12 protein-coding genes and 3 pseudogenes are annotated in these 14,695 nt (G+C 48.5%); all 15 read left to right on the forward strand.

The annotated features are described in order from the left end of the window. Window positions 1-15: 15 nt before the first annotated feature. The 15 genes and pseudogenes from WC592_06750 (at window position 16) to WC592_06820 (ending at window position 14,677) form a co-directional block, all read left to right on the forward strand. Window positions 16-2,079 (forward strand): sensor histidine kinase, encoded by a 2,064-nt coding sequence (locus WC592_06750; protein ID MFA4982149.1) that lies wholly within the window; start codon window positions 16-18, stop codon window positions 2,077-2,079. Window positions 2,080-2,083: 4 nt separating this feature from the next. Continuing rightward, on the forward strand, window positions 2,084-2,449 hold the full coding sequence (locus WC592_06755) for a response regulator (protein ID MFA4982150.1): 366 nt from the start codon (window positions 2,084-2,086) through the stop codon (window positions 2,447-2,449). Between the two features lie 36 nt (window positions 2,450-2,485). After that, window positions 2,486-2,881: a response regulator gene (locus WC592_06760; GenBank protein MFA4982151.1), complete on the forward strand. Its 396-nt coding sequence runs from the start codon at window positions 2,486-2,488 to the stop codon at window positions 2,879-2,881. After that, window positions 2,881-3,709: pseudogene (locus tag WC592_06765) on the forward strand (TrpB-like pyridoxal-phosphate dependent enzyme). Before WC592_06760 ends, WC592_06765 begins: the two are co-directional and overlap by 1 nt. A 30-nt stretch (window positions 3,710-3,739) precedes the next feature. Then, window positions 3,740-3,958, forward strand: coding sequence for a DUF167 domain-containing protein (locus tag WC592_06770; protein MFA4982152.1), 219 nt, complete (start codon window positions 3,740-3,742; stop codon window positions 3,956-3,958). A gap of 161 nt (window positions 3,959-4,119) precedes the next feature. Continuing rightward, window positions 4,120-4,947 carry a sulfide/dihydroorotate dehydrogenase-like FAD/NAD-binding protein gene (locus WC592_06775; GenBank protein ID MFA4982153.1) on the forward strand — a complete coding sequence of 276 codons (828 nt, stop codon included), beginning with the start codon at window positions 4,120-4,122 and terminating at the stop codon, window positions 4,945-4,947. Continuing rightward, window positions 4,944-6,374: an NADPH-dependent glutamate synthase gene (gene gltA / locus WC592_06780; GenBank protein MFA4982154.1), complete on the forward strand. Its 1,431-nt coding sequence runs from the start codon at window positions 4,944-4,946 to the stop codon at window positions 6,372-6,374. Before WC592_06775 ends, gltA begins: the two co-directional genes overlap by 4 nt. 75 nt (window positions 6,375-6,449) lie before the next feature. Next, window positions 6,450-7,787: an NADP-specific glutamate dehydrogenase gene (gene gdhA, locus WC592_06785; protein MFA4982155.1), complete on the forward strand. Its 1,338-nt coding sequence runs from the start codon at window positions 6,450-6,452 to the stop codon at window positions 7,785-7,787. 90 nt (window positions 7,788-7,877) lie between these two features. Further along, window positions 7,878-8,968, forward strand: a pseudogene (carA, locus tag WC592_06790) (glutamine-hydrolyzing carbamoyl-phosphate synthase small subunit). Between the two features lie 92 nt (window positions 8,969-9,060). Next, a pseudogene (gene carB / locus WC592_06795) lies at window positions 9,061-10,719 on the forward strand (carbamoyl-phosphate synthase large subunit). 107 nt (window positions 10,720-10,826) lie between these two features. Then, on the forward strand, window positions 10,827-11,327 hold the full coding sequence (locus tag WC592_06800; protein ID MFA4982156.1) for a YajQ family cyclic di-GMP-binding protein: 501 nt from the start codon (window positions 10,827-10,829) through the stop codon (window positions 11,325-11,327). Beyond that, the gene (gene dusB / locus WC592_06805) at window positions 11,327-12,292 is read left to right on the forward strand and encodes a tRNA dihydrouridine synthase DusB (protein MFA4982157.1); all 966 of its coding nucleotides are present in this window, start codon (window positions 11,327-11,329) and stop codon (window positions 12,290-12,292) included. The genes WC592_06800 and dusB overlap by 1 nt, the downstream gene beginning before the upstream one ends. A 15-nt stretch (window positions 12,293-12,307) precedes the next feature. Then, window positions 12,308-12,772, forward strand: coding sequence for a phage holin family protein (locus WC592_06810; GenBank protein ID MFA4982158.1), 465 nt, complete (start codon window positions 12,308-12,310; stop codon window positions 12,770-12,772). Beyond that, window positions 12,765-13,142, forward strand: coding sequence for a hypothetical protein (locus tag WC592_06815; GenBank protein ID MFA4982159.1), 378 nt, complete (start codon window positions 12,765-12,767; stop codon window positions 13,140-13,142). Before WC592_06810 ends, WC592_06815 begins: the two co-directional genes overlap by 8 nt. Then, entirely contained in the window at window positions 13,142-14,677 is a 1,536-nt protein-coding gene (locus WC592_06820; GenBank protein MFA4982160.1) for a DUF1846 domain-containing protein, read from the forward strand. Before WC592_06815 ends, WC592_06820 begins: the two co-directional genes overlap by 1 nt. The last annotated feature ends 18 nt before the right edge of the window (window positions 14,678-14,695 follow it).

The raw sequence follows: 14,695 nt of genomic DNA on the forward strand, positions 1-14,695 counted from the left end.
AGCAAAAAAGAGCTTATGGGACAAACAGGAAAAATAAAGACGGGTATAAGGCGCAAGGTAGCTCTCATCATATGCTTGTCCATAATTATCTGCGGAATAATAGGAATTTCCATAGGATACATCTTTGGAACACGGCTTTTGCTTGAAACGATCGGTACGTATAATAAATGCCTTGCTGAAACGCTGGCTGCTTTTGTAGCCGATGGAATAGGAGAAGAAGTTGAGGACATACAATCCTACGCAACAAGGCCCCTATGGATAGATATAGTTAAATCGGCAAACCTGAAATACCCGGAGATGGTTCCGGCTTCCAGAGATCTCTATTTTGCGGACATGGATAGGAAGTGGGCGTCCGCCGACAATGACAGTCTCCTGCCGAAAGAATACACCGGAAACAGGATAAGCCTCAGCATGAAAGATATTCTTAAGCTGAGGAACAATATCGTTGAACTATTTATAACTGATAAATTTGGAGGGTTAGTTGCGGCATCCGGCAAGACAACCGATTTCTATCAGGCCGATGAAGAGTGGTGGCAAAGGTCGTACGATGAAGGTAAGGGCGCGGTATTCGTCGGGGGGGTCGAGTTTGACCGGTCGAGCGGTTACTGGTCTATCACGATCGCCGCTCCTATAAGAGATGAGAGCGGAGGCGTGATCGGCATATGCAAGAACGTTATCTCGCTTACAAGGCTTTTCAAACCTCTGGAAAGCATAAATATAGGCAAAACCGGCCACCCGGTATTATTAGATAGGGAGGGGCGCATATTATTTCACCACGCCTCTTCCGCTATATATGACAAAGCATTTGAGGATGGGGTTGTTTTGCCTGTCTCATCCGGCAAAGACCAGTTTTCGATTAAATCGCACGTTCATCCCGGCAAAGGCTTGGTGATCACGACATTTGCCCAGATAACCTCTACCTATCTTACTGATAATGGAATTACCTGGACAGTCTTTATCGAGCAGGATAAGGCCGAGATAATGGCTCCGCTTTACCGGCTCACCATTCTCCTCGTCGTTATAATGGCTGTTCTGCTTATTATTATGTTTCCTCTAGGATCTAGCTTGGGAAGAATATTTTCAGCCCCTATCCACGCGCTCCACATTGCGACCGAACGCGTTATCGAAGGCGACTGGGACACCAAGATAGAGGTAAAGACAGGCGACGAAATCGAACAGTTCGCCAATACGTTCCAATTGATGATTAAAGACATAAAAAGCAAGAGGCAGGAACTGGTCGTCGCGAACGCGGCCTTGCAGGATATATCCAAAAACCTTGAAACTAAGGTCAATGACCGCACAAAAGAACTGCGTGACGCCCAGGAAGCGACGCTGAATATACTCGAGGACATAACAGACGTAAAGAATAAGCTGGAAGAAGCGCTGAAAATAAGGTTTATGTTTACGTCAACCGTTTCTCATGAACTACGCACGCCTCTTGCGGCGATCAAAGAAAGTCTTTCGATAGTGCTGGACGGCATTGCGGGCGGGATCAGCGACCAGCAGAAAGAGTTCCTTGATATGGCCAAGAGGAATGTCGACCGCCTCGCGCGCCTGATCAATGACATCCTGGACTTCCATAAACTGGAATCCGGAAAGATGTCGTTAACGATGGTCTTGAACGACATCAACAAAACTGTCGAAGAAGTGGCCTCGGCCATGAATCCGTTAATAAAGTCCAAAGGGTTGTCTATCTCTATGGAGCTTGCCGGCAACCTCCCCGAAATAATGTTCGACAAGGATAAGATAGTACAGGTATTGACCAATATTATCGATAATGCCGTTAAATTTACCGAGCGCGGAGAAATTACAATTCGGACAAAACAAGGCGATAATTTCATACAGGTCTCGGTCCAGGACACAGGCAGAGGGATCAAGCAGGAAAATATGTCAAGGCTCTTCATGCAATTTGAGCAGCTTCAGGAAAGCGGCGAGAGAAAAGTCGGCGGCACAGGGTTGGGTATGGCCATTTCTAAAGAAATAATATCAAAGCATAAGGGAAAGATATGGGCCGAGTCGGAAGCAGGAATAGGCACTACGTTCAACTTTATACTGCCTGTCGGGGAAAGGAGGCGCTAGCATAATGAAAAAAATACTATTCGTTGATGACGAACCCGACATGCTCAAGATCGTGTCTTTAAGATTGAATGTGTTGGGTTACGACGTCACTACAGCCTCAAACGGCCGGGAAGCGCTCGACATAATACAAAAAATGACACCGGACCTGGTCCTTCTGGACTTACGCATGCCCCTGGCAAGCGGATATGACGTATACAAATATATTAAAACAAACGAAAAATTCAGATCTATACCCGTCATCCTGTTCACGACAAGCTTCGCGCACGACCTGTCGCTAAAAGCTAAAGAGCTCGGGGCTGATGATTACATAACCAAACCTTTTGATCCGCCGCTTTTAGCCGGCAAAATAGGGAAGTTAATTGGAAATTAATGACATACGGGCATCCATAACATAAGGAGCGGTAGAATGACAAAGACGACTGTTTTGATCGTAGATGACGAATTGGACTTCCTGGATCTTATGAGAACAAGGATAGAAAGTTGGGGCTACGGCCTCGCGACAGCCACAAATGGAAAAGAGGCAATAGAGGCGGTCCGCAAGATAAAACCCGACATTCTTATCCTGGATTACATGCTTCCAGACACGGACGGCATAGCCACATTGAAAGAGATACGCAAAACGGACGACAAACTGCCTGTGATAATGTTCACCGCTTATCCCGACGCCAAAGCGATGAAAGGCTCCGAAGAACTGAAGGTGAGCGCATTCATACCAAAACTGAGCGTCTACGCCGATGTGGAGGCTTCTCTGAAAGCCGCTCTGGCCATGGCCACAAAGAAGATATCGACGAAGGAGAGATGATGAGGCAAAAATTCAACTTTAACGAGGAAGACATACCGAAACAATGGTATAACATAGCCTCGGACCTCCCGAGAGCGCCCCAACCTCCGATAGGCCCGGATGGAAAACCGATAACGCCGGATATGCCGGCCACGGTATTTCCAATGAACCTGATAGAGCAGGAGGTAAGCCTCGAACGGTGGATAGACATACCGGAAGAGGTGCTTGAAATACTATATATGTGGCGGCCGGCGCCTCTTCGCAGAACCCTCTTTCTCGAAAAACACCTGAAGACGCCCGCGGGCCAGCGGGGAAGCGCGCTGGCGTTCGCCTGTAACCTGCTCGGCCTCGAATGCAAGGTCTTCATGGTCAGGATCAGCTTCGATCAGAAACCTTTTCGCAAGACCATGATGCAGATATGGGGCGCGAATCGCATCGCAAGTCCCAGTAAAGAGACGAATACCGGATACACCGGAAAGCCTAGGTATAGCTATAAGCGAGGCAATTGAGGCTACGCCGGCGGCGGGAGTAATTTCGCGGGACTGGCTTTCTCGTTCGTCTGCGACAAGATATACGGCGAAAAGATTCGGGTCACAGCGGTCGAGGCGTCAAGCTTTCCGAAAATGACCAGAGGGCCTTTCACGTACGACTTCGGGGATACGGCGCGCATGACGCCGCCACTTCTCATGTTCACGCTCGGCCACGCATTCACCCCGGCTCCTATCCATGCGGGAGGGGCTGAGATATCACGGTATGGCGCCTTTGGTCAGCCAATGCATAGTCGAGGGACTCGTCGAGCCGCGCGCTTACGGACAGCTGAAATGCTACGAGGCCGCGATGACATGGGCAAAGAAGGCAAAGACCGGCAAATGGTAGCCAATGAGAATATCTGTCAGGGTTAAGACAAATTCAAAGAAGGATTCAGTCGAAGAAGCGGGGGAGAACAGCTTTATAGTGCGCGTAAAAGCTCCGGCTGTCGAGGGCAGGGCCAACGAGGCAGTGATAGATGTCCTCAGCGATCATTTTAAGCGGCCTAAACGGATGATAGCGATCGTGAGAGGCTTAAGCTCCAAGAACAAGGTCATCGACATCCTTTAGGTATTTAGCCGCTGATGTATAAAAAAATTCTTGACTTAATTTTGTTTTTTGATATACTGGACTTCAATTTAGGATGAATAACAAAATAGCGCGGACAAAGACGTCCTTCATAAAAGGGGCGTCTTTTTTTATACATGGCGCTGCACATAAAATAGGCAAACATGAAAATATTATCAAAAAAAACACTTTCCGAAGCTGGTGATGTCAAAGTCATTTCCATAGACGTCCTCGCTCCCCATGTAGCCGGCGCGGCTAAGCCGGGCCAATTCGTAGTTCTTATGGTATCAGAAGAGGGGGAGAGGATCCCCCTGACGATCGTCGGAGCGGACAAGGCCAAAGGCTCTATTACGTTAATATTTCAGGAAGCGGGCCTCACTACAAAACTACTGGGAAAGCTTTCTGCGGGGGATTCCCTATATGCGGTTACAGGGCCTTTAGGCCATGCCACGGAGATGTCCAATTATGGTAAAGTAATTCTCGTAGGCGGAGGCGTGGGTATTGCCGAGATATTTCCCGTCGCGCGAGCCATGAAGAACGCCGGCAACAATGTCACATCGATAATAGGCTCACGCACAAAGGGACTTCTTATTTTAGAAAATGAATTGAAAGCGGCTTCGGATGCGTTCTACGTAACTACCGACGACGGGTCTTACGGCAGAAAAGGTTTTACCACGGATGTATTGAAAGAACTGCTATCAAACGGCGGGTATGGTCTTGTCTATGCGGTAGGACCCATTCCCATGATGAACAAAGTGGCCAATACGGCCAAGGGATTTGGAGTCAAAACGATTGTATCCCTTAATGCGCTCATGATTGACGCGACAGGGATGTGCGGATGCTGCAGGGTCACGGTAGGCGGCAAGGTGAAGTTCTCTTGCGTAGATGGCCCGGAGTTCGACGCTAATATGGTGGATTGGGATGAACTGGTAAAGAGGAATAGAATCTATTGCGACAAAGAGAAGCATATCTGCAACCTTAACAAACTATGACTGCAAAATCAAAAGAAGCGGTGAAGGCAGGCGAAATACCAGCGGCAAAACGGTCCGCCAATTTCGATGAGGTCGTACTCGGCTACAATGAGGACGATGCATTATTGGAAGCTGCCCGCTGTCTCCAGTGCAAAAATCCTACATGCATATCTGGATGTCCGGTAGGCATAGACATTAAGACTTTCATCCGCAAGATTACCGAGAAAGACTATGAGGGCGCCTACCAGACCATAAGAGAGAAGAACAATTTCCCGTCCATATGCGGAAGGGTCTGCCCGGCTGAATATCAGTGCCGCAAGGCATGCGTCCTGACCAAAAAAGGTTCGTCTTACGCAACGCCCAATACGATAAATATACATTTCCTCGAAAGGTTCGCGGGGGATTTCGGCATGAAGAACAAGCTGGGATCCGGCGCCATATACAATAAGGATCTTTCGCGCTTCAAGGTAGCGGTCGTCGGCTCCGGCCCTGCGGGATTATGCTGCGCGGGAGAACTTGCTAGGGCAGGAATTAAAGTCACTGTATTCGAAAGCCTTCACAAAACGGGCGGCGTCCTGCAATACGGAATACCTCCATTCAGACTGCCGAGGGATATATTGGACTTTGAGATAGACTCCCTGAGGGAGATGGGGGTCAAGTTCGTCCCGAATTACATCATAGGAAGATCCAAGACGATCCAGGAGCTATTCACGGAAGGATTTTCAGCCATATTCCTCGGGCTTGGGGCCGGCATACCTTCTTTTCTCGGTATTTCCGGAGAGAACCTGTGTAATATATACTCAGCTAATGAATTCCTTACGCGCGTCAACCTTATGTCTGCATATAAGTTCCCGGCCTTCCACACTCCTGTAAATATCGGGCATCATGTTATTGTCATAGGAGGCGGAAACACGGCGATGGACGCGGCCAGGGCCGCGCTGCGCATACAGAAGATGAACGGCATTGAGCCCGACACATCCATATTCTACCGGCGTACGGAGGTCGAGATGCCGGCAAGGAGGCTGGAGATAGAGCACGCCCGTGAAGAGGGGGTAGAATTAGAATTCCTTGTAAAACCATTATTTTTCTCCGGAAATGACAAGGGTTTTGTTGAAAATATAGAGTGTTTGAGATGCCAACTTGGAGATCCCGATAGTTCAGGCAGGAGACGTCCGGTCGATATAAAAGGGAGCGATTTCACAAAACCATGCGATTTGGCGATAATAGCCGTAGGACTGCAGGCAAACCAAATTTTGACTAAGGTGACTCCAGACCTTAAAATCGACAAGTATGGAGATGTCGTCGTGGACAAGGATACCATGGAGACATCTATAAAAGGAGTTTATGCCGGCGGAGATATCGTCGGAGGTGAAGGCACTGTGATAGAAGCAATGGGCATGGCCAAGAAGGCCGCTCAGTCTATCAAAAATCGACTTCTGGAACAATGAGGTTTCGGGGGGACATCAACATATTCTGGAACAATGAGGTTTCGGGGTAATAGCAAGAAAAGGAGGAGTTAAGAAATGTCTAAGAGAATTGATGAATTTATGGTAAAATTAATACAAAAGAACCCTGGAGAAAGCGAATTCCATCAGGCTGTTCGGGAGGTTGCTGAATCCGTATTGCCTTACATGGAAAAGAACCCGAAATATCAGGAAGCAAAGATACTCGAAAGGATGGTGGAACCGGAGAGAGTTATAATGTTCCGCGTTCCATGGCTCGATGACAGAGGAGACATCCAGGTAAATAGAGGATTCCGCATACAGATGTCGAGCGCCATCGGTCCGTATAAAGGCGGCATACGTCTGCATCCTAGCGTAAACCTGGGCATCCTGAAATTCCTTGCTTTCGAGCAGGTCTTCAAGAACAGCCTGACGACGTTGCCGATGGGAGGCGCAAAAGGCGGGTCTGATTTCGACCCCAAGGGGAAATCGGACAATGAGGTCATGAGGTTCTGCCAGAGTTTTATGACAGAGCTCTGTAAATATATAGGACCCGACACCGATGTGCCGGCCGGAGATATAAGCACGGGTGGCCGCGAAATAGGGTATATGTTCGGGCAATATAAAAGGATTCGCAATAAATTCACAGGAGTCCTTACCGGAAAAGCCCTTAACTGGGGCGGCAGTCTTATAAGGCCGGAGGCGACGGGTTACGGATGCGTATATTTCGTCGAGGAGATGCTGAAGGCCAACGGTAAGTCGATAAAAGGAAAAGTCGCCGCGGTCTCCGGATCCGGTAACGTAGCGCAGTATACGGTTGAAAAACTGATGCAATTAGGAGCGAAGGTAGTCACGCTATCCGACTCGAACGGTTTCATACACGACGAGGGAGGTATCGATAAGAAGGAACTTGACTGCGTAATGCAGCTTAAGAACGTAAAACGCGGCCGCATAAAAGACTGCGTCAAAGATTTCAAATGTAAATACTACGAGAACAAAAGGCCTTGGGGAGTAAAATGCGACCTGGCGTTCCCGAGCGCAACGCAGAACGAGATAAGCGCCGAAGACGCCAAGACGTTGGTCAAAAACGGATGCATAGCCATAGGAGAGGGCGCAAATATGCCGACCACGCCGGAAGGTATTAAGATATTCCAGAAAGCGAAGATCATGTACGCTCCCGGAAAAGCGGCAAACGCCGGAGGCGTCGCCACGTCCGGGCTGGAGATGAGCCAGAACAGCATGAGACTATCGTGGACTAGAGAAGAAGTTGACGAAAGACTGCACAATATCATGATAGCTATACATGAATCGTGCGTGAAATACGGTAAACAGGGCGGCTACATCAACTACGTGGACGGGGCAAACATCGCGGGATTTGTAAAAGTAGCAGATGCGATGATCGATCAGGGCCTGGTATAAGCTCACTGCGCAAAGAAAGAAGGTAGATGTATAAAAGGCGTTTTTTAAGCCGGCAGTTGGTTTAGAGAACGCCTTTTTTACAAAATATTTATGGGCGACGCGATACTGGCATTAGAAGACGGGAAGATCTATAAGGGTGTTTCTTTCGGCGCCACCGGTGAAAGATACGGTGAAGTCGTATTTAATACAGCATGACCGGATATCAAGAAGTGCTGACAGACCCCTCATACAAAGGCCAGATCGTCACGATGACATACCCCTTGGTCGGGAATTACGGCGTAAATGATGAAGACGCCGAATCGCGTAAACCGTTCGTCGAAGGGTTTGTCGTTAAGGAGTGCAGCAAGATAGCGAGCAACTGGCGCAGCAAAAAAACGCTCGACGATTACCTGAAAGAGAACGATATTGTCGGGGTGGAGGGCATAGATACGAGAGACCTGACCTTGCATATACGCGAGGTTGGAACTATGAAGGCTGTTCTGTCCACAGTAGATACGGACGAGGAGAATCTTGTAAGGAAGGCACAAAAATCCCCCGGCCTTTTAGGAAGGGACCTCGTTAAAGAGGTAATAGCAGCAAAAGAATACGAATGGAACGATAAAGGCAGATATAAGGTCGTGGTTCTGGATTGCGGCGTAAAATTGAACACCCTCAGAGAACTCGCCAAGAACAATTGCAGGGTGGTCGTAGTTCCGGCGACGACCGGCCCCGAAGAGATACTTGCAATTGGCCCCGATGGGATTCTTCTTTCAAACGGCCCCGGAGATCCCGCGGCGCTGCCGTATATCGTAAAGACGACTCAAGGCCTTATCGGAAAAGTGCCCATATTCGGTATCTGCCTCGGCCACCAAATACTCGGCCAGGCTTTCGGCGGCAAGACTTATAAGCTCAAGTTCGGACATCACGGCGGCAATCAACCTGTGAAAGATGTAAAAACGGGAAAGGTCGCCATAAGCGTCCAGAATCACGGATTTTGTGTAGATATTGACACTCTGAATAAGCGGGAAATAGAGTTGACGCATCTTAACCTTAACGACCAAACGCTCGAAGGTATGCGCCACAAGAAACTTCCCATATTCTCCGTGCAGTTCCATCCCGAAGCGGCGCCCGGACCGCGCGACGCCGAGTATCTATTTGGGAAGTTTGCAGAATTAATGAAAAAGGAAAAAGTGAAAAGGTAAAAGTTATGAGTCGCTTCGCGACTTTTTATAATTCAAGTCTGAAAGACACAAAACTTTTTACTTTTGAGTTTTAACTTTTGAGTTAAAAAAATATGCCGAAGAGGAAAGACATAAAAAAGATATTGATAATAGGCTCAGGCCCTATTGTGATCGGACAGGCTTGCGAATTCGACTACTCCGGATCACAGGCATGCAAGGTCCTTAAACAGGATGGGTATAAGGTCATCCTTGTCAATTCAAACCCCGCGACCATAATGACCGATCCTGAACTGGCGCATCGGACCTATATCGAGCCTATAACTGTCGAGGCTATATCAAAGATCATCGAGAAAGAGAGACCTGACGCCCTTCTTCCGACACTCGGCGGGCAGACCGCCTTAAATACAACGGTCAATCTTGACAAAGCCGGCGTATTAAAGAAATATAAAGTCGAGGTTATAGGAGCGGACATAAAAGCCATTAAGAAAGCCGAAGACAGGCTTCTGTTCAAAAAAGCGATGATGAAGATAGGGCTGGATCTGCCCAAAAGCGGACTCGCGTATAACCTGAAAGAAGCTTTCAAGGTCGCCGAGAACATAGGGTTCCCGGCCATAATCAGGCCCAGCTTCACGCTTGGCGGGACCGGCGGAAACGTTGCCTATAATCTGGAGGAATTCAAGAGTAAGGCAAAGCTCGGCCTGGAATCGAGCATGATAAGCGAGATATTGATTGAGGAATCGGTAATAGGCTGGAAAGAATATGAACTGGAAGTCATGAGGGACCTTAAGGATAACGTCGTCATAATATGCTCCATAGAGAACTTCGACCCAATGGGAGTGCACACCGGGGACAGCATAACGGTGGCGCCGGCCCAGACATTAACTGACAGGGAATACCAGGCTATGCGGGACGCCGCAATAGCCTGCATACGCGAGATAGGCGTTGAAACGGGTGGCTCCAATATCCAGTTTGCCGTCAACCCCGATACGGGCAGGATGGTCGTGATCGAGATGAACCCGAGAGTCTCGAGAAGCTCCTCCCTTGCCTCAAAGGCGACAGGATTCCCGATAGCCAAGATAGCCGCAAAACTGGCTGTCGGATATACTCTCGACGAGATACCGAACGACATAACCGAAAAGACGCCTGCCTGCTTTGAGCCGTCAATAGATTACTGCGTCGTCAAGATCCCGCGGTTCACATTCGAAAAGTTCCCGGCGGCGGACCCTACGCTTTCGATATCAATGAAATCTGTCGGCGAGGCCATGTCGATAGGCAGGACATTCAAGGAGGCACTCCAGAAAGGGCTACGTTCTTTAGAGATAAAGAAGTCGGGCCTGGAAACTATTTTATTCAAAGAGAGCCTTAACGACATAAGGCCCGAAGAAGATACTATAGAGCTCATATATGATAAATTAAGGACCCCGAACGCGGACAGGATATTCTATATAGGCGATGCCATACGTGCGGGCATAGGTATAGATGAGATATTCGAAGCCACGAAGATTGACCGCTGGTTTCTGCATAACATTAAGGAGATCATAGACCTTGAGCGCGAGATTATAAACAGCAGCGGCGTTATCTCAGCTTCATTATTAACCAAAGCTAAGCAGTACGGCTTCAGCGATAAGCAGCTGGCTACCATTACAAACACAGAAGAAGAGGAAATCCTGGAACTTCGTAGGAGCAATAACATTGTGCCTGACTTTAAAATCGTAGATACCTGCGCTGCTGAATTTAAAGCTCTTACACCTTATTATTATTCTACTTATGATCATGGACAGACATGATCCTGTTAACAATAAAAAGGTTAAACCGAAATTTTATTGATTACCCCCGGCTTTCCTGCTAAAATGCTCCTATCAAAAAATAGGAGACCACAATGGGTAAGGATAATTTTTCTTTCGACATAGTTTCCGAAGTCAATCTTCAGGAAGTTGATAATGCAGTCAATCAGGCGCAGAAAGAACTTTCCCAAAGGTTCGATTTTAAGAATACCAATTCTTCTATCGATTACAAAAAAGAAGAGAAGAAGATAATCCTCGTCTCCAGCGACGATTTCAAACTGCGCTCCCTCGCGGATATACTGTCCTCGAAGATGGTGAAGAGGGGAGTCTCGCTAAAATCCCTTACCTTCAAAGATGCGGAGAAGGTTTTCGGGGGAAATCTCCAGCAGACGGTCGAGCTGGCGTCAGGCATATCAAAGGAGAAGGCCAAGGAGCTCGTCAAGATCATCAAAGACCTCGGATTAAAAGCGCAAACCCAGATCGAAGGCGAAAAGATAAGGGTATTCTCGCCCAAGAAGGACGACCTCCAGGCTGTCATCGCACATTTGCGGAAGATCGATTTCCCGCTGGCGCTCAGTTTCATCAACTACCGCTAATGGTCACGATAGGTTCTACCAGGATCGACACTAATATATTCCTCGCGCCTTTGTCCGGATGTTCAGACCTCGCGTTCAGGCTGATCGCCCGCGAACATGGCGCAAAATTTTGCTTCTTCGAGATGGTAGATTCAAACTCTATAGTCTACGGCGGCCACCGCAAGAGCCTATCCATCCTCGACACAAACGGACAGGATACGCCGATAGCCGCCCAGGTCCTCGGCGAGGACCCATCCTCCGTGCTTCGCGCGGCGACTACGATGCTGGAACGCTCCAAAGCCTCTTTCATGGACATTAACGCGGCCTGCCCGGTAAAGAAGGTCATCAAAAAAGGAGCGGGGGCATATCTGCTGAAAAATAGCGGAACCCTGTGCAAGATAATAAAGAAGCTCGCCCTGGCGCTCCCGATACCGGTCACAGTCAAGATACGGTCAGGGTTTGAGGTGTCCGACATAAAATTGATCACGGGAATAGCCAAAAAATGCGAATCGAGCGGTGCTTCCGCGATATTCATCCATGGAAGGAGCCGCGCTCAGGGGTATGCGGGCGAAGTGGACTACAAGGCCATAAAGGCGGTAAAGGAATCTGTGAAGATACCGGTATTCGGCACAGGCAACATATTCTCAGGAGAATCGGCCAAAAGGATGTTCGATGAGACAGGATGCGACGGCATATCTGTCGCCAGGGGGGCGCTCGGCAACCCATGGATATTCCAAGAGATCGAGAGTCACCTCAAAAGCGGCGCGCCTTCGCAGCCGGTGCCGCTTGAAACGAGAAAGGCCGTCCTGAAAAAGCATCTATCATATGTCCACAGATATAGGCGGTCGGGTTCACCCGGGATAATCGGCTTCATGCGAAAGATAGCGCTATGGTACCTCAAGGGGTTCCCGAACGCCGCGAAAATGCGGCATCAGATATCTGTTGTAAATGACTACGAAAAAATGTTAGAATTAATTGATTCTTAAATGAGAGGCAATTTTATGAGAGACTTTTCAATACGCTTTGCGATCAATATTATCGCGCTTTTTGCGGTCATCTATATAGCAGGCGGGGTCAGCGCCGACAGCTGGCAATCGATAGTAGCAGCCGGCCTTGTCCTGGGCCTCTTGAACGCATTTTTAAAGCCGATCATCCTCCTCCTGACGCTTCCATTGAACATTGTTTCGCTCGGATTATTTACGCTTATCGTAAACGGATTCCTTTTTTACATGACCTCAAAATTTGTAAAGGGTTTTAACATAGTCGATTTCTGGAGCGCCTTCTGGGCCGCGCTATTATTCAGCGCGATAAGTTTCTTCCTGAATATGCTGCTGCTTCCAAAGATAAGCATACGCAGCCGGCCTGACGACGCTTATTATTCGGAAGAGCCGAAATACGACGATGTCATCGACGTAGAAGGCGAGGTCGATGAAGCCAAAGAGGATAACGGAGAGAAAGATGAATAAAAAGATGAAGATAGCCGTAATTGCCATACTTGCCGTCGCCGCATTGTATTTTATTTGCAGGCATATCTGTATAAGAGTGGTAAATTATGAGATAGCCGGTATGCAGATACCGTCAAGATACAATATCATAACAGGAAAGATAACGCCTCTCGCCAGTTACAATAAAAAGGGCGATCTGAAAACTGTCCAAAAGTTCAATACCAGAAAACTGGGGCTATCCGAAGACCAGGTTACGATCGCCAAATTCAGGTGGGCCATATTTGAAGAGTGGGCCAACTCGCGCCCGGAATACAAGGGGTGGCAGGATAACGAAGAACTGTTCAAAAAAGCGAACGACGCTTTCAAAAATCAGATAAGCGGAAAGAGATAATGCGGCAGACGATGGTAAAAAACGGCTTTGACAACGATAAGTACCTCAGAGAACAGACAGCCGCTATCACCGACCGTGTAAAGAAATTCGGGAACAAACTATACCTGGAATTCGGGGGGAAGCTCTGCTTCGATTACCACGCCGCGAGAGTCCTGCCCGGATATGATCCCAACGTCAAGATAAGACTGCTGCAGTTATTAAAAGACAAGCTGGATATCGTCCTGGCCATCTACGCCGGAGACATTGAAAAAGGCAGGGTGCGCGGCGACTTCGGCATAACGTACGATGCGGCCACATTCAAGCTCATAGACGACCTTAGGAAATGGGGCCTCGACATAGTTGCAGTGGTTATTACGCGGTTCCAGGAACAGCCCGCCGCCGTCATATTCAAGAACAAACTGGAACGCAGAGGAGTAAAGGTATATCTTCATTATCCGATCCCCAGGTATCCCGCTGACATAGATTTCGTAGCAAGCGAACAGGGTTTCGGCAAGAACCAGTATATAGAAACTACGAAGCCGATAGTAGTTGTAACCGCTCCCGGGCCGAACAGCGGTAAGCTTTCCACATGCCTTTCACAACTGTACCATGAACATAAACGCGGGATCAACGCAGGATACGCCAAATTTGAGACATTTCCGATATGGAACATACCGCTGAAACACCCTGTGAACGTCGCTTATGAGGCCGCCACAGCCGATATTATGGACTTCAACCTGGTCGACCCGTTCCATCTGTCCCAGTATAAAGAGACTGCGATAAATTACAACAGGGACGTCGAGAGTTTCCCGATATTGAAATTGATGCTGACAAAGATCCTTGATAGAAGCGCTAACCTCCCGATGTATAATTCTCCCACAGATATGGGCGTAAACCGCGCCGGATTCGGCATAATTGACGATAAGGTAGTCCAGGAAGCGGCAAAACAGGAATTAATACGGAGATTCTTCAGATACAATACCGAATACGTGCTCGGCATAGAGAAGATAGACACGGTCGACAGAGTCGCCCTGCTTATGGAAGGGATGGGCGTAAAAGTCATTGACAGGCCTGTCGTAGAATCGGCGCGCAAATCGGCTGATGAGGCGGAAAAGAACGGCAAGGGCTTTGCCGGTATCTTTTGCGGCGCGGCTATCCAGCTTAAAGACGGCCGCATAGTAACCGGAAAGAACTCCAAGCTTATGCACGGCGCGTCGAGCCTTACGCTCAATGCGGTGAAGATATTAGCCAACATACCGGATGAGATACTGCTCCTTTCGCCCCATATAATCAACCAGATATCGAAGCTCAAGGAAGGCGTCCTCAACGCTGAGCCGGAATCACTGGACCTGGAAGAGACCCTGATAGCCTTATCGATAAGCGCAACCACAAATCACACCGCGGAAATAGCGATGATTAAGCTGAAAGAGCTGCGGGGCTGCGAAGTTCACATGACCCACATACCCACCCCCGGGGATGAAGTCGGTCTGAAGATGCTGGGGGTAAACCTCACTACGGACGGTAAGTTCTCCTCCCGAAATTTATTCGTCGTATAGGCCTTGCCGCATGCCATA

It is taken from the genome of Candidatus Omnitrophota bacterium (genome assembly GCA_041648975.1).
Classification (GTDB): Bacteria; Omnitrophota; Gorgyraeia; order 2-01-FULL-45-10; family 2-01-FULL-45-10; genus JAQUSE01.

Excerpts from the sequence above, each read along its gene's own strand:
- WC592_06760 (MFA4982151.1), top strand. The coding sequence starts at position 2,486 with ATGACAAAGACGACTGTTTTGATCGTAGATGACGAATTGGACTTCCTG.
- gdhA (MFA4982155.1), top strand. The coding sequence starts at position 6,450 with ATGTCTAAGAGAATTGATGAATTTATGGTAAAATTAATACAAAAGAAC.
- gltA (MFA4982154.1), top strand. The coding sequence starts at position 4,944 with ATGACTGCAAAATCAAAAGAAGCGGTGAAGGCAGGCGAAATACCAGCG.
- WC592_06800 (MFA4982156.1), top strand. The coding sequence starts at position 10,827 with ATGGGTAAGGATAATTTTTCTTTCGACATAGTTTCCGAAGTCAATCTT.
- WC592_06810 (MFA4982158.1), top strand. The coding sequence starts at position 12,308 with ATGAGAGACTTTTCAATACGCTTTGCGATCAATATTATCGCGCTTTTT.
- WC592_06750 (MFA4982149.1), top strand. The coding sequence starts at position 16 with ATGGGACAAACAGGAAAAATAAAGACGGGTATAAGGCGCAAGGTAGCT.
- WC592_06755 (MFA4982150.1), top strand. The coding sequence starts at position 2,084 with ATGAAAAAAATACTATTCGTTGATGACGAACCCGACATGCTCAAGATC.
- WC592_06775 (MFA4982153.1), top strand. The coding sequence starts at position 4,120 with ATGAAAATATTATCAAAAAAAACACTTTCCGAAGCTGGTGATGTCAAA.
- WC592_06815 (MFA4982159.1), top strand. The coding sequence starts at position 12,765 with ATGAATAAAAAGATGAAGATAGCCGTAATTGCCATACTTGCCGTCGCC.
- WC592_06770 (MFA4982152.1), top strand. The coding sequence starts at position 3,740 with ATGAGAATATCTGTCAGGGTTAAGACAAATTCAAAGAAGGATTCAGTC.
- dusB (MFA4982157.1), top strand. The coding sequence starts at position 11,327 with ATGGTCACGATAGGTTCTACCAGGATCGACACTAATATATTCCTCGCG.
- WC592_06820 (MFA4982160.1), top strand. The coding sequence starts at position 13,142 with ATGCGGCAGACGATGGTAAAAAACGGCTTTGACAACGATAAGTACCTC.